Source organism: Sphingobium sp. B11D3B, from assembly GCF_025961735.1.
Classification (GTDB): domain Bacteria; phylum Pseudomonadota; class Alphaproteobacteria; order Sphingomonadales; family Sphingomonadaceae; genus Sphingobium.
The window spans coordinates 57,316-82,383 of record NZ_JAOQOF010000001.1 but is presented as its reverse complement, the minus strand read 5'-3'; the positions used below and the strand labels follow the sequence as shown (position 1 = coordinate 82,383).

The window sequence follows — 25,068 nt, the reverse complement described above, 5'->3', positions numbered from 1 at the left end:
TCCTAGCCTGCGCGCGGCGCTTTGCAATGCGGCAGCTCGTAATAGACTGATCGAGAACGATCTTTCCGATTATTCGGCGGAAGCTCACGGGAAGATAGTTAACGAAGAGGAAATATATCGCGAAATGGAGTACAAAGCCTCGTGTGACGCCTTGTGCGTTTGCGTGTGGGAGAAAAGATCATGAAATCACTTTATTTTCTGGGGACGGCTGTCGCGCTCGCCCTGACTGGCCCCGCCATGGCGGCCAATCTCGTCACCAATGGTGGCTTCGAGTCGGGCAGCTTCAGCGGCTGGTCGTTGAGCAATGTCGGCGGCGGCACGGCTCCCGTGGTGATCGCTTATGGTCAGGGCTCGGGTTACCCGACCGGTGCCTATGGCGAATCCATTCCCGCCCCGGCTGGCGGCGGCACCTATGGCGCCTATTTCTCGTCCGACACGGCCAACCCTGACTCGCTCTCGCAGAGCGTGAACGTAGTTGCCGGCGTGAGCTACTATCTGTCGTTCGACTATTTCGTGCCGCTGAATGGCTATGGCAACCCGTTCGACGCCTCGCTCCAGTTCCTGATCGACGACGTGCCGGCTGGGCTGAGCCTCACGGCGGGCAGCGTGAGCGGCACCACGCCGCAGACCTGGTACACCTTCACGACGCAGTTCACCGCGACGAACAGCGGCCCGGCCAATCTGAAGTTCAACTTCTTCGGTGACGGCAGCACGGCAGCCGACTTCGTGGTCGACAATGTGTCGATGGCTGCGGTTCCCGAGCCGGCGACCTGGGCTCTCATGATCGGTGGCTTCGCGCTCGCCGGCATTCAGCTGCGTCGTCGTCGGGTTTCGACCAGCTTCGCCTGAGCCTCGCTCAGTCTGAACACATGAAAGGCCGCCGGTGCAAATCGGCGGCCTTCATTTTGCGCATCATGTCTGACGCGTGAGAGGTTTCTTCAACCGTCCGCGCGGGTGAGAGTCAGGAAGACGTCTTCAAGGTCGGGATCGTGCGTGGAGACGTCCACGATGCTATAGCCCTGCGCCTGCACGACATTGAGCACATCGCCCGCCGTGGCCTTGTCCTTGAGATAGGTGATCTTGAGGCTCCGCGCGTCGGACCGCTCGACCCGCTCGAACCGGTCATGCGCGGGCAGCGTGCCGAGGTCGCGGTCGACGGTGACTTCCACCACCTTTTCCCGCGCCATGCCGACCAGTTCGCGCGTCGGCTTGTCCGCGATCAGCCGGCCGTGATTGATGATCGCGATGCGATCGCACAGCTCCTCGGCTTCCTCCAGATAGTGGGTGGTAAGCACGATCGTCACGCCCTGCGCGTTGAGCGAGCGGACATAGGACCAGAGCTGCTGGCGAAGCTCGATGTCCACGCCTGCCGTCGGCTCGTCCAGCACGAGGATCGGCGGGGCATGGACCATCGCCTTGGCGACCATCAGCCGCCGCTTCATGCCGCCCGACAGCGTGCGCGAATAAGCCGATGCCTTGTCCTCAAGATGCACCGCGCGCAGCAGGTCCATCGAGCGCCGCTCCGCCTTGGGCACGCCATAATAGCCGGCCTGATTTTCCAGCGTTTCCAGCGGCGTGAAGAAAGGATCGAACAGGATTTCCTGATTGACGATGCCGATCGAGAGCCGCGCGTTGCGCGCATCCTTGTCGATGTCGAACCCCCAGATCCGCGCCGTGCCGCTGGTCTTGTTGACCAGCCCGGCGAGGATGTTGATCATCGTCGACTTGCCGGCGCCATTGGGGCCCAGCAGTCCGTAGATGCTGCCGCGCGGCACGGTGAGGTTCACGCCGTCCAGCGCGCGCTTGCCGCCCTTGTAGGTCTTGCAGAGATCCTGAATTTCGAGAGCGGCTTGCGTCATGGTTCGCGCCCTAGACCAAATCGCGGAGCAAGGGAACGCTCAGCGCTCGGCCGCCAGCGCGCAAAAGCGCGCCGCGTTGAGGAAATCTGTGCGACGACGTGCGAGCCGCGCGCTCTCTTCGGCATCCTCGCCCCATTGCTCGGCCTGCCAGGCCTCATCCAGGCTCGCCGCTGCAAACATATCCTGCGCCGACAGCCTGCCTTCCATCAGCGCGAGCGAACCGACCAGCGTGCCACTGATCTGCACGAGCGTGGCAAAGCCTGCGAGTAGCCAAGGATCGAGCGCTTCGACGGCGGCGCGCAGGCCCGCCAATGTCAGCGCCGGTTGATCCACCGGGATGATGCCCTGCGTGACGACGAAGGCGATGCCAAAGCGCTCGCCAGCCCAGTCGAGCAAGGGCTGCCATTGGGCTTCCTGCCACGCGATCAGTGTCTGCGGTCCATCTGCGCGGTAGCAGAGCAGATCGCTCTCGGCATAAGCGGCCACCTGCCCGCGAAAGTCGCCCAGCGCCGGCAGCACACGGTCGATCGTCGCATTGGCAAAGCCGGTCATCGGCATGGTGGCGGGGTCGATCTTCTCGCCTTGCCCGTTCCATTCCTCGGCAATCGCCTGCGCCAGCGCCGCACCGGGCACGACCAGCAGTGCGCGCGCGGGCGTGCGCACCGGGCGCCCGTCCAGCCCGATCGACCAGCCGTCCTCGCTCGCGATCGCCTGCGCGGAAGTCCAGAACCGCTTCATGTCGGGGCTCAGCCTTTGTCCTTCGGCGTCGCGAACGCGCGCGCCAGCATCCGGGGCACGATGAGAAACTGGATGAAGCCAACGGTGGAGACGATCACGCCCATCCACTTCGCCTTGTCGCCCTGCACCCAATCGAACCGCTCCAGCGAGATTGCCATGCCGAACAGCAGGATGAACGCGCCGGACAGCCGGAACAGGCTGATCGCATAGAAGCGCTGCTTGGCTGCGGCCGCACGGCGGGCCTGCGCTGCGGCGTCGGACGGGTTCGGACCGGCGCTCTTGGGTGTCGTCTCTGTCATGAAAGGCCGATATGGCGCGCCAGCTCGGCACTGTCCATGGCCACGGAGGCGGCACCGGCCTCGATCAGCTCTTCGGCGCGATGATAGCCCCAAGCCACGCCCAGCGCCTCGACCCCGGCCGCTCGCGCCATCAGCATATCGAAGCTGGTATCGCCGATCATCACGGCACTGTCCCGCTCGACGCCCGCCTCGGCAAGCGCCGCGCCGATCATCGCCGGGTCCGGCTTGGAGGGATTGCGATCCGCCGTCTGCAGCGAGATGAAGCGCTTGGCCATGCCATGATGCTCGAGCAGCAGCCGCAAGCCCCGCTCCGATTTACCGGTGGCGATGGCGAGCAGCCAGCCTTGCGCTTCGAGCCGATCCAGCAGATCGGCGATGCCGGGGTATAGCGGCTCGCGCAGCCCACCAGAGGCGCGGAGATGCTGAAAGCGCAGCTTATAATGGTCGCAAATTTCGTCGCGCAGCGCGTCCGATCCGTCGGGCACCAGCCGGGCAATCGCATAAGGCAAGGAGAGGCCCACGACAGAGAGGCACTGCTGGCGGTCGGGCGGCACCAGCGATACCGCACGAAACGCGCCATCCATGGCCTCGACGATGCTGTGCTGGCTATCGACCAGCGTTCCATCGCAATCGAAAATGGCAAGACGCAGGCTCATGACAGGCGAGGCATCCGGATCAGGCGGGTGTGGCTGGACGGGCAGACCGTCCAGCCGCCCGTGCCAGACGCGCCCGAGGCACGCAAGGCCAGCGATGGCCGCCCTTGCGGGCACCGCGCACGCTCAGCACAGCCGCTCAGTCCGATTGCCGCGGGTCCTTCTCGCCCAACTCGGGGTAGAACAATGCCCGATTGTGGCGGGATTCGTTGAACACCGCGCGCTTGGAAAACAGCCATTTGCCGTCTTCCTTCACATAATCCTCGATGACATGGCCGAAGTAGAGCACCTGCACATCGGTCTGGGGCGTATTGTTCGTCAGCGCGAACCAATACACGCGGCCCGACGCGGTCTTGCCGTCCGGGTTCACCGTGATGTCGTGGTTGAGCACATAATGGCGCGTGCGCGGCTGCGAACCGGCGTCCGCCGGAATCGTCGCCTTTTTCGCGATCTGGCCGCGCCACTCCTCGATGGCCTTGCGGATCGCTTCGCGCCCATGTTCCACCCCGCCGATCCAGTCCAGCACGCCGTCACTGGCGAAGCTCTCGGCATAGGTCTCGGCATCCCGCGCGTCGGACGCGATCATGAGCCGGTTCGACAGGTTGACGATCTCGGCGCGCGCGACCGCATAGTCCTCCGCCGAAAGGCTCTGAGCCTGGGCATTACCGGTCATGGCCAGCCCCATCGCTACGGCCGTCAAAGCCAGGCACCGCAGTCTCGTCATGGCCATATCTCTCTCCTCCTGTTTTTGCAGCCTCAAGGGCCTCGGTCTCATCACGCATCGATGCCTCCTGCTTTTGGAAAGGGCGCCAGTTCGTCCGACCGCACCCAGATGCCGTGGACTTGCGGACCTGCGCGGAACGGCAGGATCACGCGGGCGATTTCGCCCTCCTCCAGCCGCTGCGCATCGGCAATGATCAGCTCGGAGCGCATCTCCGCATAATTGGAAGCCGTGCCAATCAGATAGCCATCGCCCTCCGGCGCGTCGGCATTGCGAGGAATGAAGCAGCACTCCTGCAGGCTGTGCGTATCCCCCGGGAAATAGCGATCGACCTTGTTCGTATGCAGGTCAAACCGGGCATAGCTGTTCGTCACGCGCCCGCGCAGATTGCCCGCCCGCGCCTCGTCGAACGGCCGGGTCGGATCGGTGAAGCCCGTGAAGCAGTAGCGGTTCTCCTGCGTCAGATAACGCGGATCGATCCGCCCCAGATCGCCGATGGGTAGCGGGAACAGAATCTCCTCCTCCCAGCTATCCTTCTTGGAATTCAGGTCGAAGGTCAGGCGGCGGACATAGGCCTTTGCCCGCGTCGGGTCCCAGGGAGAGCCATCGACATTAGGGAAGAAGGGGAAGAAATTGGAATCGTAGAAGGGGGCGTAGAGCACGACCTTGTTGCCGATGGTCTGCGCGTTGAACGTGTGCATCATGCACCGTTCTGGGCCCTTGAACCAGCGGATGTCCTTGCCGTTGCCATCGCGCGGCATGATGCCGATGTAGCTGTCCTTGCTGCGGTCCCACCCCCAGTGAACCTTGCCTTCGCGCAAGCGCTCCATGCTGGTGACATAGCCGCCGAACGGGAAGAGGATGTGCTTCTCGGTCAAGGCAATGTCATGCATCACCGAGACATAGGGCACCTCGAACCGGGTCTCGCGCGTCACCCGGCCCGCCTTGTCCATCGCGTAGACGAACACGTCCCTGGAGGCCGGCCCCGTCGCCTCATAGCCATAAGCGATCATCTCGCCGGTGAACGGGTCGATCTTGGGATGCGCCGTGAAGGTCTGGCTCTTGTACTTGCCGTCGAAATCCCACGCGCCGATCGTGTCCAGCGTCACCGGATCGATCTGCTGGGGCAGCGAATCCTCCTTGAGCGTGAACAGCTTGCCGCCATGCACCAGCGGGGTGGTGTTGGACACGGTGCCGTCGATACCCTGCACGCTGGGATCGTCGGTAAAGCGATTGCGATAATAGCCAAAGAGTTGCCGGCCCGCCTTGAGATTGGCCTGGAAGCGCGGCGTGCGGACGAACTTGCCTTTGTAGGAGACGCGCCCATCCTTGAACCGGAAGGTGCTGACATAACCGTCGGTATGCAGCATCGCATCGTCCGGCTTGCTCGGCGGATAATACCATTCGCCCCCCAGGCGCACGAAGGTGCCCACCAGATCGGCGGGCAGTGTGCCCTGCACCTCGCACTCGAGAATCTCGGCATCATAGCGCTGCGGGGAAAAGAAGCCGCGCTTGGCCGGATCAGAAGAAAAATCGACCACTTGAACCTCCGGTCAAGGGCCGCCGCACATCTCGGCAGACCCGTTCAGACATAACAATTCACTCTGCGCAGCATCTCGTCGGACAGCGGCTCCAGGCCCTCGCCGCTGCGGCACCCCTGCGGCGGGTGCCAGGGCGCGGCGCGGCCGGTGCGGTCCAGCCACGGTTCGTTGGAATGGAAGGACAGCACGGCGTCCATCCGGGTGGTTCCGCTCGCGCGCGCCAGCACGGCGGAGCCGCCCGCGCCGATCAGCAAGGCGCCCACGCACGCCCCGCGCAACATCTGGCGGCGGCTGGCCAGAAGCCCCAGTTCATGCGCCAACCGGGGACGATGCTCCCGATTGTCCGACTCCACCGACACGTGCTGCTCTCCTGCAATTGCACATGATCGTTAGAAGGGCCGGCCCCGCGGGGCTTTACTGGCGACGCATCGTGCTTTGCATTGCCGGGAACAAGCCGCGGGTGGCCAAACCGCCTTGCGCCACGTCCGGCAGCAGGCGGTCAGCCGAACCGGCGCAAGAGCTCGCAAAGCTGGGCGATCCGCTCCTGCCCGATGCGCGCATCGAAATGCGCCTCATAGGCATCGTGGCAACGCCGCACCTCGGCCAAGAAATCCGTACCCGCCGCCGTCATCCGCAGCAGGCGCACGCGCCGATCCGCTTCGCTCACCTCCCGCGCCACGAAGCCGCGCTTGACCAGATCGTCGAGAAGGCGCGTCATATTGTTGGAGGTGATGCCCATGATCTCCGAGAGGTCGCCGGGCGCGCAACCGGGGTTGCTGTGGATCAGCAGGAGAACGGAATAAGCGCTCGGCGTCATGTCCGTGCCGGCGAAGAAGCGGTTGAACGTCGTCGAGGCATCGCGCCAGGCCGCATGGAGCAAAAAGCCGAAGGTGTGCTCCAGCCCGGCCAACTGGAAGCCCCTCTCTTTCAGTTGCTCTGTTCGTTCCACCGCCGCCTCGCTCATGTCCGCTCCAGCCTTGGCGCGAGCAATGCGCCCTGTCGACCCTCATGCGCGCGCGGGGGCGATCTTCGAGCGCCCAGTTCACCGGCAGACGAACAAGAGTTCCCTGTCCGCAAATTGCGAGCGGGCCGGAGTTCCTAGAATGAGGCGAACCAGAGGAGCCTGCCATGCCCGCTCACCCCGGCGTCAGCAGACGAACGGCATTGAAAGCCGTCTTTGCTGCCACGACCGCTCCCGCCATCATTCTGCCAAAGGCTTTTGCGATGACATCATCCGAACCGATTGCCGACACGCAATATGGGCGCCTGCGCGGCCGCCTCGAAGGCGATGTGATGGCGTTTCGCGGCATTCGCTATGCGCGGGCCGAGCGCTTCCGCCCGCCCGTCGCGCCGGAGGGCTGGACGGGCATTACCGATGCGCTCGCATTCGGGGCCAGCGCACCGCAATCCAACCCCAATCCGCCGCCCGGCCCGCCTTATGTCATCCTTGCGCAACTGCCGCGCCCGGCCAATGCGCCGCCCGCACCCCCGCCGGTCCCGGAATCGGAGGACTGCCTGTTCCTGAACATCTGGACCAGCGGCCTGCGCGATGGCGGCAAGCGCCCGGTGATGGTCTCGCTTCATGGCGGCTTCTTTTATGGCGGCTCAGGCTCGGCGGTGGACGGCAGCAAGCTCGCGGCGCGCGGCGATGTCGTATTCGTCAGCCTCAACCATCGCCTCAATGCCTTTGGCTACACCCACCTCGCCGGCCTGACGGAGAGCGACGAATTCGCGCACGCCGGCAATGCAGGGATGCAGGACATTATCGCCGCGCTCGGCTGGATCCGCGACAATATCGAGAATTTCGGCGGCGACCCGGCGCGCATCATGGTGTTCGGCACCTCCGGCGGCGGAATGAAGACCAGCTTCCTGATGAGCAGCCCCGCCGCACAGGGCCTAATCCACCGTGCCGGCGTGCAGAGCGGCCCGGCGCTGCGCTTCATGGAGCGGGACGGTGCGGCGGCCGCGACGGACCGGCTGCTGCACCGGTTGAACATCCCGCGCGACAACTGGCAGAGCCTGCTCACCCTGCCCGTGCAGACCCTGCTTGCAGGCTATCATGCGGTGGCGGACGATTTGAAGCCGCGCAACTTCACGCATCTGCCCTGTTTCGCGCCGGTGCTCGATCCGCTGTTGCTCCCGCAACACCCCTTCTCGCCCCGCGCGGCGCCGCTCACCAACGCCATCCCCATGCTCATCGGCTGCAACGCGCAGGAAATGAGCTTCTTCTGGGGCAATGATCCCGGCGCCTTCACGCTGGACGAGGCCGGCCTCGAGGCCCGCTCCCAGGCGTTTCTCGGCGACCGCACCGGCAGAGTCCTCAGCCGCTACCGGCAGGCCTATCCCGAGGCCACGCCGAGCCGGCTCTTCCTCCAGGTGTTCAGCGACTATTCCATCCAGGCACCGATCATCGCGCAGGCCGAGCGCAAGGAAGGCGCGCCCGCCTTCATGTACCGGCTCGATTATCAGAGCCCCGCGCTCGGCGGGAAGCTGGGCGCCCTTCACACCATGGAGACGCCGTTCATTCTGAATACGCCGCAGTCCGCCCGAGCACTGCTGGGTGAAGGCGATGCCCCGACCACGCTCGCGGCCAAGATGAGCAGCGCCTGGGTTGCCTTCGCCACCAATGGCGATCCCAATGATCAAGCGAGCGGATTGCCGCACTGGCCCGCCTATCAGCGGAGCACCCGCGCGACGATGCTGTTCGACCAGTCGTGCCGCGTGGAGCCCGACGCAGGCGGGCTCGCGCGCGAGATCATGGGCGATCTGGTGGAAGGCTAGGCACGCGGGGACCGTAAGGACATTCTACCCGTTCGTCCTGAGTAGCCGCTGAGCTTGTCGAAGCGGCGTATCGAAGGGTCGGCCCTTCGAAACGATGCTTCGATACGCCTCTTAGGTCCGCGCCTACTTCCCGTTGCCCGGCCCCCAGGGCGACGTCGCATTATAGGGCGCCGTGATGAACGTGGCTTCCACCCCGGTAATCATGCCGCCCTGGATCTTGAACATTTCCAGCAGCGCCCAGCTATGCGGCTCACGGAAGATGGATCGACGCGGCGTGCCGTCGGTCAGGGTGTAATCGGCCAGAACGCCCTTGTGATCGATGAAGCCGCGGAACAAGGAAATGCCCCGCTCCTCATCGACGAGGATCGGCACCCGCCTGACCTTATTGTTGAAGGCATAGCGACCCAGTCGGAAATCCTTCTCGATGTCGCCGAAGATCATGCCGTTTTCGTAGCGGATCGCATCGGGCGCAAAGCGCGTGTTGCGGATTTCGCCGATGTTATTCTCCAGCGTCTGGAAGTAGCCGTCGCCCAGGCTCAACAATTCCTCACGGCTATTGCGGCGCGCCTGAGGGACCGGCGCTGCACGGTCGGCGGGGCGCATGAAATCCTTGGGCTCCGCAAACGGCGTCGGCGGCGAGCTCAGGTTGCGCTTGGTCGAGAGCATATGCTCGACCTCGGTAATCTTCCGGTTCTCGATCTTCAGCCGGACGGCGAGATAGCCGGGAATTTCGCTCTGGTTGATGGCCATGAACGCAGCGGCCTGCCCGGTCTGCGGGTCGGAGAGCGTCAGCGCCGTGCCGACTTCCTCCGTCACAGTATCCCAACTCGCATCGGGAAACGCCATCTCGATATTGTTTTCCGTGAAGCGCACATGATCGGCAAAGGGCGCAGCCGAGACATCATGGGCGAGATAGGCCGCCCGATATTGCCCCATAATCTCTTCCAGGCAGGCTTTGTCGCAGCCAGCCTCGGCCTGCACCGCGCCACTCGACATCGCCATCATCATCAATGCTCCCACACGCGCCAGAACCAACCGCATCACACCCTCCACTCGATCGGCTGTCAGCCTAGCATCGTCACGTCCCCGCGCTTGTCGGGGCGGACATGCGCGTTTTGTCCGTGCGTGAACCGGCATCCAGCATCTGCGCGCGGTACGCCTTGGGCGCGGTGCCGAATTTTTCGCGGAAGGCGCGGCTGAAATGCGCGGAACTGCTAAAGCCGTTCTCGAAGGCGATCTGCGTCAGCGTCGTCTGCGCCGCCTTGGGCGACGCCAGCGCGGCGCGGCAGCTTTCAAGCCGCGTTCCCCAGATATACTCGCTGATCGTCTCGTCGCCATTGAAGACCTTGTGCACATAGCGCTTCGAGCACTTCATCGCCTGGGCGATCATATCCACGGATAGAGCGGGATTGCCGACGTTCCGCCGCACAAACGCACGGATGCGGTCCTGGGTGAGTTCGCGCATCGGCGCCACGTCGCTGCCCAGCCGCTGCTCGTGCAGCAGCATGCGCATGAAATCGACCATCGTCTCGCCAAGATCGGCATCGAGCCGGTCGTCCGTCTCGGCGGTGGTGGTAATCGCGCTATGCAGGCAGGCCTGCAGCATCCGTGCGATACCGCCCCCGACCTGCAGCGCACCGGGCAGTCGGGCAATTGCGTCCTGCTCATGGCGCGCCAGCCGGCCGAGCGGTAGTTGCAGCGCCAGCTTGCGCGAGGCTTCCAGATGCGTCGCCACATAGGGATATCGCCCGTCGCTCACAGACCATTGCCCGGCCCGCACGATATGTTCGCCATGGCGGGTCGAGACGATTGTCGAGCCGCGGTGCTGAAACCAGATGCGGACATGCGGATCGCCTTCACCTGCGGCAATCAGGCGCCGCGTCCACGCCGCGCGATGCGGGGATGTGTCGAGCCGAAAGACCTTGGCATCGCCGAGCGCCCGCCGGACGACGACGCCCTGAAAGGCGTGGTCCTCGATCCGGTCGGCTTCTACCCCGCCGATCGCCGCGGCGCCGGCATTCCAGAACCCCAGCCGGTCGCGGTCTGGGATGTCCTCAGTCGAGACTCTGCGCGCTGCGCCCACTGCCCTCTCCCGTCCTCATGTCCGGGCCGCTCGCATCCCTCTTGGGACCGGCCGCCCGCATTATCTCTTTGCGAGAGATTGTTTCGTGAGACCGCTTCCAAGTCAAGCCGCTTACAGTGCAGCCACTGTTGCGCCCGTGCATCATGAAACAAGTCCGCGTGCACCATCGGAGAAGGCAAATGCCTTTGCCTGCCGTAATTTGGCGGCGGTCTGCCCGATCAGGGTCCCTCGACCGGTCGGACGAAAGAAACGGCCAGTCCCGATTTTGCGCTTCGCATCCTTAGATATCCCAATTATAGTAGGACAAAATAAATTACACACAGGGGAGATGTCATGAGAAAGTTCCGTTTTGCGCTCTTGTCGTCCGCGATCGCGCTGATCTCGTCGACCAATGCTTTTGCTCAGGATGCCGCGCCGCAGGCGGGCAATACGCAGGCCGCGAGTGACGGCGACATCATCGTCACCGCACAGTTTCGCGAGCAAAATCTGCAGGATACGCCTATCGCTATCACCGCCGTGAATGCGGCGATGCTGGAGGCACGCAGCCAGACCGATATCAGCCAGGTCGCCAACCAGGCCCCCTCTGTGACACTCAAGCCACAGGGCGCTGCCTTCGGCCCATCGCTCGGCGCTAACATCCGCGGTGTCGGACAATTTGATTTCAACCCGGCGGTCGAACCGGGCGTCGGTTTCTATGTGGACGACGTCTATTACGCCACGCTCACCGGCTCGATCCTCGACCTGCTCGACCTCGATCGCGTGGAAGTGCTGCGCGGCCCCCAAGGCACGCTGGCTGGCCGTAACTCCATCGGCGGCGCGGTGAAGCTCTATTCGCAGAAGCCGGAAGGCACGAACACCGGCTATGTCGCCGCAGCCTATGGCAGCCGCAACCGCATCGATCTGCGCGGCAGTGCCGACTTCAATCTGGCACAGGGCGTTGACATGCGCATTGCCGGCGTCGCCAAGAAGCAGGAAGGCTATGTCGATCGGCTCGACTTTGGCTGTATGTATCCCGCTGGCGGCACGGCGACCTTCACGCCGGCCTTCGCCACCGCAGCCAATCCCACCCGCGCTCCGCAGCTGATCAATCCCGTCGGCGGTGTGCCCGCGCGCACCAATCGTCCGGACTGCGTGCTCGCCAAGGAAGGAGAGGTCAACTACATCGCAGCGCGCGCGCAACTGCGCCTGCGCCCCAGCGACACGATCGATATCAATATTATCGGCGACTACACCGACGACGATCGCGTCGCGGCCGGCTCGGTGCTGCTGCTGCGCACTTATCCGGATGGCACGGTGGCCTCGCCGCGCTACCCGCTGCCGCTGACCCCGGCGCCCGGCTCCTCACCGGCGCAGAACTATGCGACCGCCTCCGCACAGCGGGACATCAACCCGTTCCCGATCGGCAATACCGCCAATGCCAACCAGTTGGCCTATGACAACCGCTTCATCTGCGGCAATTACTGCAACTTCGCGACCTATGACATGCCCGCGGACACCGCGATCGGTCAGAACGGCCAGCCGATCCTCGTCGGGGGTCAGCCGCTCACCTATCGCGCCGCCTCTGGCGACGGACGCGTGCGTTTCAAGGGTTGGGGTCTCTCCGGACAGATCGACTGGGAAATCTCGCCAAATTTCCAGCTTAACTCGATCACCGCCTATCGCGAGTACACGTCCAACTTCTCCAACGACAACGACGTGTCGCCGATGGCCCACAGCCTCGGCTATGGCCCGCTGACTTTCCGCTTCTTCAGCCAGGAACTGCGCCTGAACGGAAAGGTCAACGACCAGATCAACTTCACCCTGGGCGGCTATTACAGCGATCAGAAGTCGGTCTACACATCCTTCCAGGACCTGCGCTCCTCTGGCCTGCAGTTCCAGCAGAGCGATCCGGTAGATGCAGACAGCAAGGCTGTGTTTGCTCACCTATCGTGGAACCCGGTCGAACAGCTGACCCTGACAGGCGGCATTCGCTATACCGAGGAGTCCAAGACCTACACCTATGTCCGCCAGCGGCCTTATCTGGATGCGACCTCGCTTGCGGCGAACGGCGTGTTGCCGCTGAACGGCACCGTGGGCAAGTATAGCGGAAATCGCGTCGACTATCGCGCCAACGTGCAATATGCCTTTACGCCGGACATCATGGCCTATGCCCAGTTTTCCACCGGATTCAAAGGGGGCGGCGTGAATCCCCGTCCGTTCTTCGTCCAGCAGGCCCTCTCCTTCGGGCCGGAAACGCTGAGCGCGTACGAGCTTGGGTTCAAGACCGATCTTTTCGATCGCATGGTACGCTTCAACGTCGCGGCCTTCCTCAGCAAGTATAAGGGAATCCAGCTTACCCTCAGCAATTGCACGGCGATCACCGGGGCTGGCTTCGGTGCGCCTTGCGCGCTTCCCGTCAACGCCGGCGATGCCGACATCAAGGGTCTGGAAGCGGAGATCACCATCCGCCCGGTCGAGGGCATGACGCTTGATGGATCGCTGAGCTACATCGACTTCGACTACAAGAAGTTCGGGACCTACACGTCCGGCACCTCCACGGTGGCCGTCGGTGGACCCACCAACCTCAATGGCCCGCAGTTTGGCGATTATGCGCCTTACACGCCCAAGTGGAAGTGGAGCATCGGCGCGCAGTATCGCATCGATCTGGGTAATTCCGGTTCGCTGACGCCGCGCATCGACGCCTCGTACCAGAGCAAGGTCTATACGGTCTCGGCCAACCGCTCGAGTAACCGCATCGACGCCTATGGCGTGGCAAACGCCCGTCTGACCTGGCGTAATGCGGATGAGGATCTCGATGTCTCGCTCGAAGTGACCAACCTGCTCGACGAATATTATCTGCTGACCATCTATGACCAGACGGTCGGTGGCCAGGGTTACTCCAATGGCCAGCCCGGTCGTCCGCGCGAATGGGCTGTGAGCGTGAAGAAGAAGTTCTGATCTTTCTCACGACGATTTAAACGGAGGCCGCGGCCAGCTCATGCTGGTCGCGGCCTTCTTCATTCCTGAGCGGTGTGTCACCCGGCCCAAGATTCCAGAACAAAAACTGTGGCTTCCGAGCAACGCTGCCGGAGAGTTCCGAGCAACCCTTCAATCTCCAGCGTCAGACTGGTAGGACCGGCCATCGACGCGCCACGAGCCGTCGACCATGGGAACCATATAGGGACCAGTGCTATGTTCGCGGAGGCCGACGCTCTCCTGCTGGCGCGTATCCAGTTCGCTTTCACGGTGAGCTTTCACTTCATCTTCCCGGCCTTCTCGATCGGCCTGGCCAGCTATCTTGCCGTTCTCGAAGGGCTTTGGCTCAAGACGGGCAAGTCGGTCTACATCGACCTGTTCCGCTACTGGCTGAAGATTTTCGCCATCGTCTTTGCGATGGGCGTCGTCTCGGGCATTGTCATGTCCTACCAGTTCGGCACCAACTGGTCGGTCTTCTCGGATGTCGCCGGGCCGGTCATCGGGCCGCTCATGGCCTATGAAGTCCTCACCGCCTTCTTTCTGGAGGCAGGCTTCCTCGGCGTCATGCTGTTCGGCATGAACCGCGTCGGCAAGAAGCTGCATTTCTTCGCCACGTTGATGGTCGCCATCGGCACCTTCGTCTCGGCCTTCTGGATTCTGTCGGTCAACAGCTGGATGCAGACGCCGCAGGGCCACATCATGGGCGCGAACGACCAGTTCCTCCCCGGTGACAGCTGGCTGCCGATCATCTTCAATCCCAGCTTCCCCTACCGCCTCGTCCACACCGTGACCGCTGCCTATCTCACTACGGCACTGGTCGTCGGCGCGGTCGGCGCCTGGCATCTGCTGCGCGATCGCGCCAATGCCCATGCGCGCAAGATGTTCTCCATGGCCATGTGGATGATCGCGCTGGTCGCGCCCATCCAGATTTTCGTCGGCGACATGCACGGGCTGAACAGCTGGGAGCATCAGCGGCCCAAGGTGCTCGCCATGGAGGGCCATTATGAGAGCTATCCGGATGGCGCGCCGTTCATCCTCTTCGGCGTGCCGAACGCCAAGGAAGAGCGGGTCGATTATGCCGTGAAACTTCCGGGCATGACCTCCCTCATCCTGGAACACGACATCCACGCCCCGATCGACGGCCTCAAGACCATTCCCGTTGATGAGCGTCCGCCGGTCGGCGTCGTCTTCTGGTCCTTCCGCATCATGGTGGGGCTGGGCATGCTGATGCTCGCGCTGGGCATGACCAGCCTGTTGGCCCGGTGGCGCAAGGGCCTGTATGACTGGTCGCTGCTGCACCGCTTCGCGCTGGTCATGGGGCCGGCGGGCTTCGTCGCCGTCATCGCCGGCTGGGTGACGACCGAAGTCGGCCGCCAGCCTTATGTGATCTATGGCCTGCTCCGCACTGCCGATGCGGCCTCGCCGCTCGCCGCGCCGGCCGTCGCCGCCTCGCTGCTGGCCTTCGTCGTCATTTACTTCGCGGTGTTCGGCGCAGGCACCTGGTATATCCTGCGGCTCATGAACATGCCGCCGCACCCCGGCGAGACGGGCGTGGAGGAGACCGAACGCGGTCCGATCCGGACCGCCGGGATCACACCCGGCCCTGCACAAGGCGACCCCAGGTCGACGTCGCCAGTTCAGCCGACAGTACAGGGGAGGGCCGACTCATGATCGATCTCACGGTCATCTGGGCATTCATCATCGCCTTCGCCGTCTTCGCTTATGTGGTGATGGACGGGTTCGATCTGGGGATCGGCATCCTGTTCCCGACCATCACGGTCGGCCACGGGCGCAATCGCGCGATGAACTCCGTGGCGCCGGTGTGGGATGGCAACGAGACCTGGCTGGTGCTCGGCGGCGGCGGGCTGATGGCCGCCTTCCCGCTGGCTTATGCGATCATTCTGCCGGCCACCTACCCGCTCGTCATCGCCATGCTGCTGGGGCTCGTCTTTCGCGGCGTCGCCTTCGAGTTCCGCTGGCGCGATCCGGGCCACCGCGCCTTGTGGGACATGTGCTTCTTCGGCGGCTCGGTGGTCGCCGCGCTGGCGCAAGGCATGATCCTGGGCGCACTGCTGCAGGGCATCGATGTCACCGGGCGCTCCTATGATGGCAGCTGGTGGGATTGGCTGACGCCCTACACCCTGCTCACCGGCGCCGGCGTGGTCGCGGGCTATGCCCTGCTGGGCGCCTGCTGGATGATCTGGAAGCTGGAGGGCGAGGTGCAGGAGCACGCCTATCGGCTCGCCTTCAAGGCGGCGATCGCCACGCTGCTGTTCATGGGTGCGGTGAGCGCCTATAATCTGCTGCTGCTGTCCGATTATCGCGCCCGCTGGCTGGAAATGCCGAACATCCTGTTCGCCAGCCAGGTGCCGCTGCTCACCGCCATCGTCGCCGGCGCGCTATTCTACGCGCTCAAGACGCGGCGCGAACTGATGCCGTTCCTTCTGGCGCTGGCCCTGTTCTTCCTCGGCATGGCGGGTCTTGGCGTCACCATCTGGCCCTATGTCGTGCCGGATCAGATCACCATCTGGGATGCGGCAGCGCCTGAAAAGAGCCAGATCTTCATGCTGGTCGGCGTCGCGATCACCCTGCCGCTCATCCTTGCCTATACCGGCTGGTCCTATTGGGTCTTCCGGGGCAAGGTTGGCCATGAGGGCTATCATTGACCCGCGCGCCGCAAGAGGCACCGCTGTGGCAGCGCCTCGGCTGGATGGCAGGCATCTGGCTGGCGAGCGTGTGCGTGCTCGGCGTCGTGGCCTGGGTCCTGCGCCTCTGGATTGCCTGACACACCGCCACGCCTAAGTAGCCGGCATGATAATAATCAGCCGGCGCGCCGGGGGCCAATCCGCCTTTCGCTCATTGTGCTCCTGCAACAGGAGCACCGCCATGACTGCCAACCCCTTTTCAATGTGGTTCGATTTCGCGCAGACCTGCATTCGGGCGACCGAAACGATGGTGAGCACGCACAATGTCCTGCTCGCCCGCACACCCATCATCATGGCGGCATGGCAGTCCCCCTTCACGGCCGATGGCCGGGAGCTCAGCCTGATGGTGACGGAAAAGACCGACGCCTTCGGCAAGGCGGCTCGCGCGCAGGATCGCGGCGCCCGCCGCTTGCGCCAGACCGGCGCGGCCAACGCCCGCGACATGCAGCGCCTCGCGTCTGGCCAGCCCTTCTGGCCCCACGACTGGATGCGGCTGATGGAGCGCAATGTGGCGACGACCGTCGCCATGATGGCGCTGCCGGGCAAGATGCTCGCGCCTTATCACAGCGCCGTGACGGCTAACGACCGGCGTTTGCGCTAAGCGCTTATCGAGGCAGAGACCGTCGGGGCAACCTTGGCCCCTCCTCTGCAGAGGAGGGGAGACTGGGCAGTCAACGCCTGGAACCCGGCGACCCTAAACCAGATCCTCAACCATATAATCGATCGGCCGAAAGCTCCCGCCATTGCTCGCATAAGCCGAGCAGGCCGTCAGGCCGATGATCAGATCCATCTCCGCCCTGAGGACAATCCGGTCGCCCGCCGAGCTGAGCGGCGGCAGAACGCTGATCTTACCGTCCGCTCCCACCGGCACATTCATGAAGCAATTGAACGCAACCGGGATCATATCGGCCGTGATGCCATAAGGCGCCAGAGCCGCTGCCAGATTGCCGAAACAGCCCGGAACGACCGGCTTGTCCGGATAAAAGTGCAGGAAGGTATCGGTGCTGCACGGCGTCAGCAGAAAATCATGGCAGCCGACCGTATCCTGCTCGATCGTCAGCAGCACATTGGACCGGTTCGACCACAGCCGGTTGCCCGTCGTCAGCCGAATGGTCTCCTCATAATCGAGCGTGCGACCATTGCTGAGCACCTCGCCGATGTCCGCGCGATTATAGGCCAGCAGGTCCGCCACCTGGCACCCTTCCGGGTCGATCACGGTCAGATACTGGCCGGCACGCAATTCGAACGCCACGCCCGAACGGGGCGGAATACGCTCTGCCATCACGCGACCTCGCGGGGGTCATGGAACGGGCATTTCCAGTCCTCGCCGACATGCCGCCCGCTATACTGCGCGGCCTCGCTGCTCGTGCCGTGGCGTGCAAGCATCGGATTGGCCTCACCGGCAAGATCGACATCGCGGGCGATGATCGTCTCGCGGATCTTTTCGTAGCGCCCTTCCTGACGCAATTGCTCGAACTGATCGTGCAGGTTGAACACGATCACCGGCCGCTCGAAACGCCGCGCCGGGCGGCTTGCCGCCGGATGCAGGCCCACCGCGAAAAAAGCTTCCCCGCCAAAGCTCAGCGAGAAATGGGGATCGTCAGGATCGCGGCTCACCCGCTCATCATAGGGCAAGCCGAGCCATGCATCCTTGTCAGCCAGCGATTGCAGGCGGTCCCACATCGCCTGCTCATAGGCCTTTTCGTCCAAGGGTGCCGCATGCGCGAAAATGATCGCGAGGCTGCGGAACAGCCCCGGATCGCTCGCATAGGATTGCGCCCAGGCCATCAATTCGCCATGCAGGCGCAAATCGTCCCAGCCGCTGTCGATGGACCAGCCCACGAGAATGTTGAGCGTGCCGCGCGAGAGGGCCGATTTGGCCCCCACGCACGGAAAACTCCGGTCCATAATAAACGCCTCGAAAGAGGCGCGCAGCCGCGCTTCTTCCTCCTGTGAAATCAGCATCCGTCCTATATCCGCTATCTACTCAGTCTAATTCAGAAATCCTGCCCGGGGCATTCGTTCCAAATCGAGGCGGACCCTTCGCACTAACAAAAAGCACAGCAGACGGACCTGCTGCGCGATTACTCCGCCGGAACCGGAAAGCCACGCTTGCGCAGCAGCGCATTCACATCCGGGTCGCGGCCGCGGAATGCCCGATAGGCTTCGGCCCGGTCGGTCTCGTTGCCGGTCGAGAGCAGCGCCTTGTTAAAGCGCGCGGCCAGCGCAGGGTCCCAGACATTGCCGGTCTCTTCGAAAGCGGCCCAGGTGTCCGCGTCCATCGTCTCGGACCACAAATAGCTATAGTAGCCGGCCGAATAGGCATCGGACGAGAAGAGGTGATTGAACTGCGGCAGGCGGTGCCGCATGATCATCTCCTTGGGCATCCCGATTTCCGCCAGCGTCTCGCGCTCGAACGCGTCGATATCGGTCGGCGCGTCGGGGCGATTATGCAGCTTCATGTCGACGATGGCCGAGGAAAGATATTCGACCGTGGCAAAGCCCTGGTTGAAGGTGTCGCTGGCCTTGATCTTGTCGACCAGAGGCTTGGGGATCGGCGCGCCCGTCTGGAAATGACGCGCATAGGTCTCGAGAATATAGGGCGTCAGCACCCAATTCTCATGAACCTGGCTGGGATATTCCACGAAGTCGCGCGGCGTCGTGCCCAGGCCCGGCCAGGTGATGTCATAGCTCAGATAATGCAGCGCGTGGCCGAACTCGTGGAACAGCGTGGTCGCATCGTCGAGGCTGATCGTCGTCGGCGCCCCGGCGCTGCCCTTGGCGAAATTGTTATTGTTGGACGCCAGCACATACTCATTGCCGTTCAGATGATCCTGCCCCTTGTAGGTAGTCATCCACGCCCCTGACCGCTTGCCGCTGCGCGCCCAGGTATCGAGGTAGAACAGCCCGACGACCTTGCCGCCGCGCGTTACTTCAAAGGTCCGCACATCGGGGTGGAAGACCGGCACGGCGCCGGTATTCTCGGTGAAGGTGAAGCCGTAGAGGCGGTTCGCCATGTCGAACATGGCCGAGACCATCTTGTCGAGCTGGAAATAGGGCTTCACCTCATTCTGATCGAGGTCGTACTTCGCCTTGCGGACCTTCTCGGCGTAGAAGCGATAGTCCCATGGCTCGATGGTGATCTTCGGCCCCTGCCCGGCTTTCACCTCGGCATCGGCGATGGCCTGCATGTCCGCCACTTCCTCGCGGACGCGGGCGACAGCCGCCGGCCACACCTTCATCATCAGCGCCATCGCCTTGTCCGGCGTCTGCGCCATGGTGTCGCGCATGCGGTATTCGGCATGTGTCTTGAACCCGAGCAGCTTCGCCCGCTGGGCGCGCAGCGCCACGATCCGCGCGATGGTCGCATTGGTGTCATTGGCATCGCCATTGTCGCCACGATTGGCGAACGCCTCGAACACGCTCTTGCGCAGATCGCGCCGCGTCGAGCTTTCGAGGAAAGGCTGCACATAGGAGCGGGTGTTGACCAGCAACCAGCCATCCACGCCCTTGTCCTGCGCCGCAGACTTCATCGTCGCCACAAAGTCGGCCGGCAGGCCTGCCAGATCGGCTTCGCTGGTAAAGGTGATGAACTTCTCCTCATCAGCCAGCACCTTGTTCTGGAAGCTGCTGAACTCCTGCGCGAGCGCCGTCTCGATGCCGATCAGTTCCTTCTTCTGCGCGGCATCCAGCATGGCGCCGTTGGCGACCAGATCCTCATAAGTGCGGGTCAGCAGCCGCATCTGCTTGGCATCGAGACCCAGCGTGTCGCGCTTGTCATAGAGCGCCTTCACCCGCGCGAAATAGCGCGGATCGAGCGTCAGTTCGTTGAAGAAGGCGCTGAGCTTCGGGCTCCACTCACCCTGAATGCGGCGGATGTCGTCATTGGAGAGATTGGAGACATACACGCCCCAGATCGGCATGACCCGGTCGGACAGCGTCTCCTTCTGCAACGCGGTGATCGTATTGTCGAACGTCGGGGCGGCCTTATTGGCCAGCACACCCTCAAACTGCGCCTTCACCGAGGCCATCACCGCCTCGAACGCGGCAGGGAATGCCGCCGGGTCTACCTTGTCCCAGGCGGGCACGCCGCCATAGGGGCCGGTCCATGGCGCGGTGATGGTCTCCGCCTTCTGGGCGGCGAGCGGCGTGGACAGCGCGAGCGCGACGGCGCTCAACGGGGCAAGAACATGCTTTGAAGGCATTTGTCGGAAAACCTCAATCCTTGGGGAAACGCAGTGTCGCGTCACATGAGGCCAAACTTATCGGCTACCCGCTTGGTTTCAACCCCTTGCGGGCGACGCTACAGTCCTCTCGACAAGCCTGCGCGCCCGCCGACACGACCCGGACGCTACGGCGCAGCGTGATCGCCTTGCGCGCAGACCGCACGCACGCCGGATCAGAAAATCGTCGTCACGCCGATGTCAAAGCGGGTGCGGCGGTAGGCATAGAGCGCGATATTGCTTTCGTTGATCGTATGCGAGACGCCCACGCGCGGCGCAAACCGGCCGAGCGTCACCTTGCGATTGAGCGCGCTCACCCCAAGGCTGTAGCTCGTGTCGCGCCGCGCCGTGCCGAACGCGGCAAACACGCCATCGAAGCGGCTGTAGGAAAAGCCGGGCTGCAGCGAGAGCGAGAAGCCCATCGGCAATTCGCGCGCGTAGATCGCGCCCGCCGTGTAGGAGGTCTGGGCAAAAGCGCGGTTGGCCGCGTCGTGACGATTGATGCCGACGCGCAAATTGCCGAGGCTCTGTTTGTCCAGCGAGCGCGTGACGCCCAGCGACAGGCCGAGCAGCGCCCCATTCAGATGCGTGGCGCCCTTATGGCGCAGGTCGCTCGCGCTGGCTTGCAGGCTGATCGCCGTGCGGGTGCCCGGATAATAAGCAATGTCCGCCTGACCGCCGAGCATCCGGCTATAGGGCTGCCCGCCATACCAGCGGCGGGAGGCCGTGCCGGCGGCGGCCAGCGCGAACCGGCCCAGCGTCACGCGCGGGCCGAGATAGGCGCTCAGCACCATGTCGTCGAACTGCTGCCCCTGATAATCGCGCCGCGAGAGGGATGCGCCAAATCGCTGCCGAACCCGCGCGGACAGACGTGGCGCCCACTCCGCGCCGATCTGCCCATAGACCCCCACCCCGCTCGACCGGCGGGCGGCATCCGACAGGTCAAACGGCAGGCCATAGAGCTCGATCGTTTCCGCCGCCGTCGCCGCATTGATGTTGGTATCCGGCGCGAGCGCGAAGGAGGCGCTGAACGACCAGGATCGCATTTCACGAATGGACTTGAGGTAGCGATCGACATTGGCGGAGACGATCGCGGGCAGATTGGCCGCGCCGGCCAGACGGAATTGCCGCTCGGCATTGGCATAATCCCGGGCGACATAATAAGCGCGCGCCAGCTCCAGCCGCACGCGCACCGCTTGCGGCTGATCGGCGAGCAAATGTCGGAACTGCCGGATCGCCTCGCGCGTCCGCCCCGCTTCCATCAGCGCCATGCCGAGGCGAAACCGCAGCTCGGGATTGGCCGGATCGCGCGCGAGCCGTTCGGCATAGGCCTCTGCCGACGCCGACATGGCCGCCGCTGGCGCTGCCGCTTCCGGCGCGCTGCTGGCCGCCGCGTCGGGATGCGCGGCGATGGCCGTTGGTGTCCCGGCCATCGCCATCGCCCCCACCTGGGACATCAGCATGAATGCTCCCACTGCAGACATGTGCTGCCGTCCCATTCGATCCGCTGCCCCCACCACGCTTTCTGCGCCCCACGCGCGGGCAGCGGATCGCCCCTCGGGTTACTGCTTGATTCCGGCGATCGTGCCGAGCGCCGTGTTCGTGCCGTCGGAGAGCGACCAGATCGCGCCGACCTCATCGGCTGCCGGCCCGTAGAAGCTGCCGCCGATCGTGCCGACCGCGCCGCTCTGCAAGGATGCCGCACCGCTCGGTGCGCTGGTCACCGCCGTGGCGCCCGAGAAGTCATTGCCGGAGAGCGAAGCCGTGAACGAGGCGTCGTTCCACGCCGCCTGCTGCCAGTTGCCGTTCTTCTCGTAGCCAACCTGCATGTTGGACGTGGTGCCGGTCAGGCTGTTGGCGGCAAAGTTCACGCTGATCGCGGCATTGCCTTCCAGCTCGCCGACATTGCGGGCACTGCCATCGACAAAGCTGACATAGCCCTCCACCTCGCCGGCATAGGTGGCGGTGCCGCTTGTCGGCATGCCGGCGCTCGGCGTTTCGTACCCGCCGATCAGCGGCGCATAAGTTCCAAGCTGGCCGTTCTGTCCAAAGACCGCCCATTCGCCGAAGCGCAGATAGCTCAGATCGCCATTATCCAGCTCGCCATCGAGCACGACCTCCAGCTTGCGACCGTTGGAGAGGTTGGCCGAGTAGCAATCGTCGCAATCCTCGACGAGGGCCACATTGGTGATCCCGGCCGCGGGGACATTGACGGTGAACTTCAAGCCCGATGAGTCCCGGCTGATCGTGACGCCATTGGCGTTGGCAGTCGCCGCGGCGGTGGGATTCCCCTGTGCGTCGAAATTCACCGCAAGCTGGCTGAGCGGAAAGCTGATCGTTCCCGACGTCTGGGTATCGAACGAGGCGCCATTGGTGGCCTGCACGGCCGGCGTCGCGTTGGTGCCCGGCCCTGCAACGATGTTGGCGATCGGCCCCGCAGCGGGCGTGGGAGTCGGCGTGGGCGTCGGGGTCGGGGTCGGCGTGGGTGTCGGTGATGGCGTGGGTGTCGGCGCAGGCGTGGGCGTGGGGGCAGGCGTGGGCGTGGGGGCAGGCGTGGGCGTGGGGGCAGGCGTGGGCGTCGGGGTCGAGTTCACGCCTTCGTCTCCGCAGGCAGACAGGGTGAGTGACAGCGCCGCTGCCGAAACGAGCAGCAAGGCCCTGGAATAAGTCCGTGAAACTATCATGATGCACCCCCTGGCAAAGACATGGACCGGCTAGGGATTTCATCCGTTCGCCGCTACAGCCTGCGCCTGCCAGAAGGTGATCGACCCGGCATCTCCCAAACGGGATATGCGCGCGCATCCACAAGAAAGGGGCGCCCGGCCCGTGCCGAACGCCCCTTTCCAATCTTCAACCGATCAGCTCCGCTCAGGCTGCCTTCGCCTGCTCCTCCGCCGGCGCGAGGCGGATCAGATAATCGAAGGCAGAAAGTGCGGCGGTCGAGCCCTGCCCCATCGCGATCACGATCTGCTTGTAGGGCACGGTGGTGCAATCGCCCGCCGCGAAAATGCCCTGCTGCGAGGTGTGCGCCCGCGCATCGATCTCGATCTCGCCGCGATTGCTCAGCGCCACCGCATCGGTGAGGAATTCGGTGTTGGGCACCAGACCGATCTGGACGAAAATGCCTTCCAGTTCGACCAGATGCGATTCATCGCTGTTGCGGTCGCGATAGGTCAGGCCCACCACCTTTTCACCATCGCCATGCACCTGCGTCGTCAGGGCGGAGGTCACCACCGTCACATTCGGCAGGCTGTGCAGCTTGCGCTGGAGCACGGCATCGGCGCGCAACTGGCTGTCGAATTCGACCAGCGTGACATGCTTGACGATGCCGGCGAGGTCGATCGCGGCCTCGACACCGCTGTTGCCACCGCCGATCACCGCCACGCGCTTGCCCTTGAACAGCGGGCCATCGCAGTGCGGGCAATAGGCCACGCCCTTGTTGCGATACTCATCCTCGCCGGGCACGTTCATCGTCCTCCAGCGGGCGCCAGTGGCGAGGATCACCGCCTTGGCCTTGAGGGTCGCGCCGCTCTCCAACTGCACTTCGGCGAGGCCGCCCGGCGCCTTGGCCGGCACCAGCTTGCTGGCTTTCTGCAGGTTCATGATGTCGACATCATAATCCTTCACATGCTGCTCCAGCGCGGCAGCCAGCTTCGGCCCTTCGGTGTGCGGCACGGAGATGAAGTTCTCGATGCCCATGGTATCCAGCACCTGCCCGCCGAACCGCTCGGCAACGACGCCCGTGCGGATGCCCTTGCGCGCGGCATAGATGGCCGCGGCGGCACCGGCCGGCCCGCCACCGACGACGAGCACGTCGAACGGCTCCTTGGCGGCGATCTTCTCGGCCGCGCGGGCCACAGCGCCGGTATCCAGCTTGGCGAGGATCTGCTCGATATCCATGCGTCCGGAGGCGAACGGCTCGCCATTCAGATAGACGCTGGGCACCGCCATCACCTTGCGCTCATCGACTTCCGCCTTGAACAGCGCGCCATCGATGGAGACGTTGCGGATGCGCGGGTTGAGCACGCTCATCAGGTTGAGCGCCTGCACCACGTCCGGGCAGTTCTGGCAGGAGAGCGAGAAATAGGTTTCGAACTGATAGTCGCCCTCCAGCGCCTTGACCTGCTCGATGACGTCATCGCTCACCTTGGGCGGGTGGCCGCCGACCTGCAGCAGCGCCAGCACCAGCGAGGTGAACTCGTGCCCGAGCGGAATGCCGGCGAAACGCACGCCGATATCCGTGCCGGCCCGGCGGATGAGGAAGCTGGGCTTGCGCGCATCGCCTTCATCGGCCGCAATGGTCACAAGATCGCTCAGCCCGGCGATGTCTTCCAGGAGGCCCCGCAGCTCCGACGCCTTGGCGCTGTCGTCCAGCGACGGCACCAGCTCGATCGGCTGCTTGATGTTGGCCATATAGGCCTGCAACTGGCTCTTGATATTGGCTTCCAACATGGGATTTCCTTTGAATTTCTCCTGCTTTCAGCAGGGTGGGGTGGTGGCGATGCGCAGC

At 64.0% G+C, this 25,068-nt stretch carries 23 protein-coding genes; 7 read left to right on the top strand and 16 right to left on the bottom strand.

All coding sequences use genetic code 11. The features are described from left to right. Nucleotides 1-180: 180 nt before the first annotated feature. On the top strand, nt 181-849 hold the full coding sequence (locus M2333_RS00395; protein WP_264610481.1) for a PEPxxWA-CTERM sorting domain-containing protein: 669 nt from the start codon (nt 181-183) through the stop codon (nt 847-849). Between the two features lie 89 nt (nt 850-938). Here the strand turns inward: M2333_RS00395 and M2333_RS00390 are convergent, their stop codons facing one another. From M2333_RS00390 to M2333_RS00355, 8 genes are all read right to left on the bottom strand, one after another. Next, the gene (locus M2333_RS00390; RefSeq protein ID WP_264573451.1) at nt 939-1,859 is read right to left on the bottom strand and encodes an ABC transporter ATP-binding protein; all 921 of its coding nucleotides are present in this window, start codon (nt 1,857-1,859) and stop codon (nt 939-941) included. 39 nt (nt 1,860-1,898) lie between these two features. Next, nucleotides 1,899-2,597 carry an ATP12 family chaperone protein gene (locus M2333_RS00385; protein WP_264610480.1) on the bottom strand — a complete coding sequence of 233 codons (699 nt, stop codon included), beginning with the start codon at nt 2,595-2,597 and terminating at the stop codon, nt 1,899-1,901. A gap of 8 nt (nt 2,598-2,605) precedes the next feature. Further along, on the bottom strand, nt 2,606-2,896 hold the full coding sequence (locus tag M2333_RS00380; RefSeq protein ID WP_264610479.1) for a hypothetical protein: 291 nt from the start codon (nt 2,894-2,896) through the stop codon (nt 2,606-2,608). Beyond that, nucleotides 2,893-3,552, bottom strand: coding sequence for an HAD-IA family hydrolase (locus tag M2333_RS00375; protein WP_264610478.1), 660 nt, complete (start codon nt 3,550-3,552; stop codon nt 2,893-2,895). Before M2333_RS00375 ends, M2333_RS00380 begins: the two co-directional genes overlap by 4 nt. Nucleotides 3,553-3,688: 136 nt before the next feature. Further along, a complete protein-coding gene (locus M2333_RS00370) occupies nt 3,689-4,279 on the bottom strand; it encodes a nuclear transport factor 2 family protein (RefSeq protein WP_264610477.1) in 591 nt (196 codons plus the stop codon). A gap of 44 nt (nt 4,280-4,323) precedes the next feature. Continuing rightward, nucleotides 4,324-5,811 (bottom strand): carotenoid oxygenase family protein, encoded by a 1,488-nt coding sequence (locus tag M2333_RS00365; RefSeq protein ID WP_264610476.1) that lies wholly within the window; start codon nt 5,809-5,811, stop codon nt 4,324-4,326. Nucleotides 5,812-5,855: 44 nt separating this feature from the next. Beyond that, on the bottom strand, nt 5,856-6,164 hold the full coding sequence (locus M2333_RS00360; RefSeq protein ID WP_264571137.1) for a hypothetical protein: 309 nt from the start codon (nt 6,162-6,164) through the stop codon (nt 5,856-5,858). 146 nt (nt 6,165-6,310) lie between these two features. Continuing rightward, nucleotides 6,311-6,775: a MarR family winged helix-turn-helix transcriptional regulator gene (locus M2333_RS00355; RefSeq protein WP_264571138.1), complete on the bottom strand. Its 465-nt coding sequence runs from the start codon at nt 6,773-6,775 to the stop codon at nt 6,311-6,313. A gap of 260 nt (nt 6,776-7,035) precedes the next feature. Here M2333_RS00355 and M2333_RS00350 point away from each other — a divergent pair, with 260 nt between their 5' ends. Then, complete coding sequence (locus M2333_RS00350) at nt 7,036-8,592, top strand: carboxylesterase/lipase family protein (RefSeq protein WP_264571139.1); 1,557 nt, start codon at nt 7,036-7,038, stop codon at nt 8,590-8,592. 123 nt (nt 8,593-8,715) lie between these two features. Here M2333_RS00350 and M2333_RS00345 read toward each other — a convergent pair whose 3' ends face one another. Beyond that, the gene (locus tag M2333_RS00345) at nt 8,716-9,633 is read right to left on the bottom strand and encodes a hypothetical protein (RefSeq protein ID WP_264571140.1); all 918 of its coding nucleotides are present in this window, start codon (nt 9,631-9,633) and stop codon (nt 8,716-8,718) included. A gap of 37 nt (nt 9,634-9,670) precedes the next feature. After that, nucleotides 9,671-10,675 carry a helix-turn-helix domain-containing protein gene (locus M2333_RS00340; protein ID WP_264610475.1) on the bottom strand — a complete coding sequence of 335 codons (1,005 nt, stop codon included), beginning with the start codon at nt 10,673-10,675 and terminating at the stop codon, nt 9,671-9,673. Between the two features lie 333 nt (nt 10,676-11,008). Between M2333_RS00340 and M2333_RS00335 the strand changes: the two genes are divergently transcribed. From M2333_RS00335 to M2333_RS00315, 5 genes are all read left to right on the top strand, one after another. Beyond that, nucleotides 11,009-13,612 carry a TonB-dependent receptor gene (locus M2333_RS00335; protein WP_181560454.1) on the top strand — a complete coding sequence of 868 codons (2,604 nt, stop codon included), beginning with the start codon at nt 11,009-11,011 and terminating at the stop codon, nt 13,610-13,612. A gap of 234 nt (nt 13,613-13,846) precedes the next feature. Next, the gene (locus M2333_RS00330) at nt 13,847-15,301 is read left to right on the top strand and encodes a cytochrome ubiquinol oxidase subunit I (RefSeq protein WP_264610474.1); all 1,455 of its coding nucleotides are present in this window, start codon (nt 13,847-13,849) and stop codon (nt 15,299-15,301) included. Then, entirely contained in the window at nt 15,298-16,296 is a 999-nt protein-coding gene (gene cydB, locus M2333_RS00325; protein ID WP_264610473.1) for a cytochrome d ubiquinol oxidase subunit II, read from the top strand. Before M2333_RS00330 ends, cydB begins: the two co-directional genes overlap by 4 nt. Continuing rightward, complete coding sequence (locus M2333_RS00320) at nt 16,293-16,415, top strand: DUF2474 domain-containing protein (protein ID WP_264575118.1); 123 nt, start codon at nt 16,293-16,295, stop codon at nt 16,413-16,415. Before cydB ends, M2333_RS00320 begins: the two co-directional genes overlap by 4 nt. 101 nt (nt 16,416-16,516) lie before the next feature. Further along, nucleotides 16,517-16,936, top strand: a complete 420-nt coding sequence (locus M2333_RS00315) for a hypothetical protein (RefSeq protein ID WP_181560458.1) — start codon at nt 16,517-16,519, stop codon at nt 16,934-16,936. 93 nt (nt 16,937-17,029) lie between these two features. Here M2333_RS00315 and M2333_RS00310 read toward each other — a convergent pair whose 3' ends face one another. From M2333_RS00310 to ahpF, 6 genes are all read right to left on the bottom strand, one after another. Next, on the bottom strand, nt 17,030-17,617 hold the full coding sequence (locus M2333_RS00310) for an urea carboxylase-associated family protein (RefSeq protein ID WP_264610472.1): 588 nt from the start codon (nt 17,615-17,617) through the stop codon (nt 17,030-17,032). Beyond that, a complete protein-coding gene (gntA, locus tag M2333_RS00305) occupies nt 17,617-18,300 on the bottom strand; it encodes a guanitoxin biosynthesis heme-dependent pre-guanitoxin N-hydroxylase GntA (RefSeq protein ID WP_264573468.1) in 684 nt (227 codons plus the stop codon). The genes M2333_RS00310 and gntA overlap by 1 nt, the downstream gene beginning before the upstream one ends. Before the next feature lie 119 nt (nt 18,301-18,419). After that, on the bottom strand, nt 18,420-20,513 hold the full coding sequence (locus tag M2333_RS00300; RefSeq protein WP_264610471.1) for a M3 family metallopeptidase: 2,094 nt from the start codon (nt 20,511-20,513) through the stop codon (nt 18,420-18,422). A gap of 221 nt (nt 20,514-20,734) precedes the next feature. After that, complete coding sequence (locus tag M2333_RS00295; RefSeq protein ID WP_264610470.1) at nt 20,735-22,021, bottom strand: porin family protein; 1,287 nt, start codon at nt 22,019-22,021, stop codon at nt 20,735-20,737. Between the two features lie 99 nt (nt 22,022-22,120). Continuing rightward, a complete protein-coding gene (locus M2333_RS00290) occupies nt 22,121-23,242 on the bottom strand; it encodes a transferrin-binding protein-like solute binding protein (RefSeq protein ID WP_264610469.1) in 1,122 nt (373 codons plus the stop codon). A gap of 184 nt (nt 23,243-23,426) precedes the next feature. Then, complete coding sequence (ahpF, locus tag M2333_RS00285; protein WP_264610468.1) at nt 23,427-25,010, bottom strand: alkyl hydroperoxide reductase subunit F; 1,584 nt, start codon at nt 25,008-25,010, stop codon at nt 23,427-23,429. Nucleotides 25,011-25,068 lie beyond the last annotated feature (58 nt).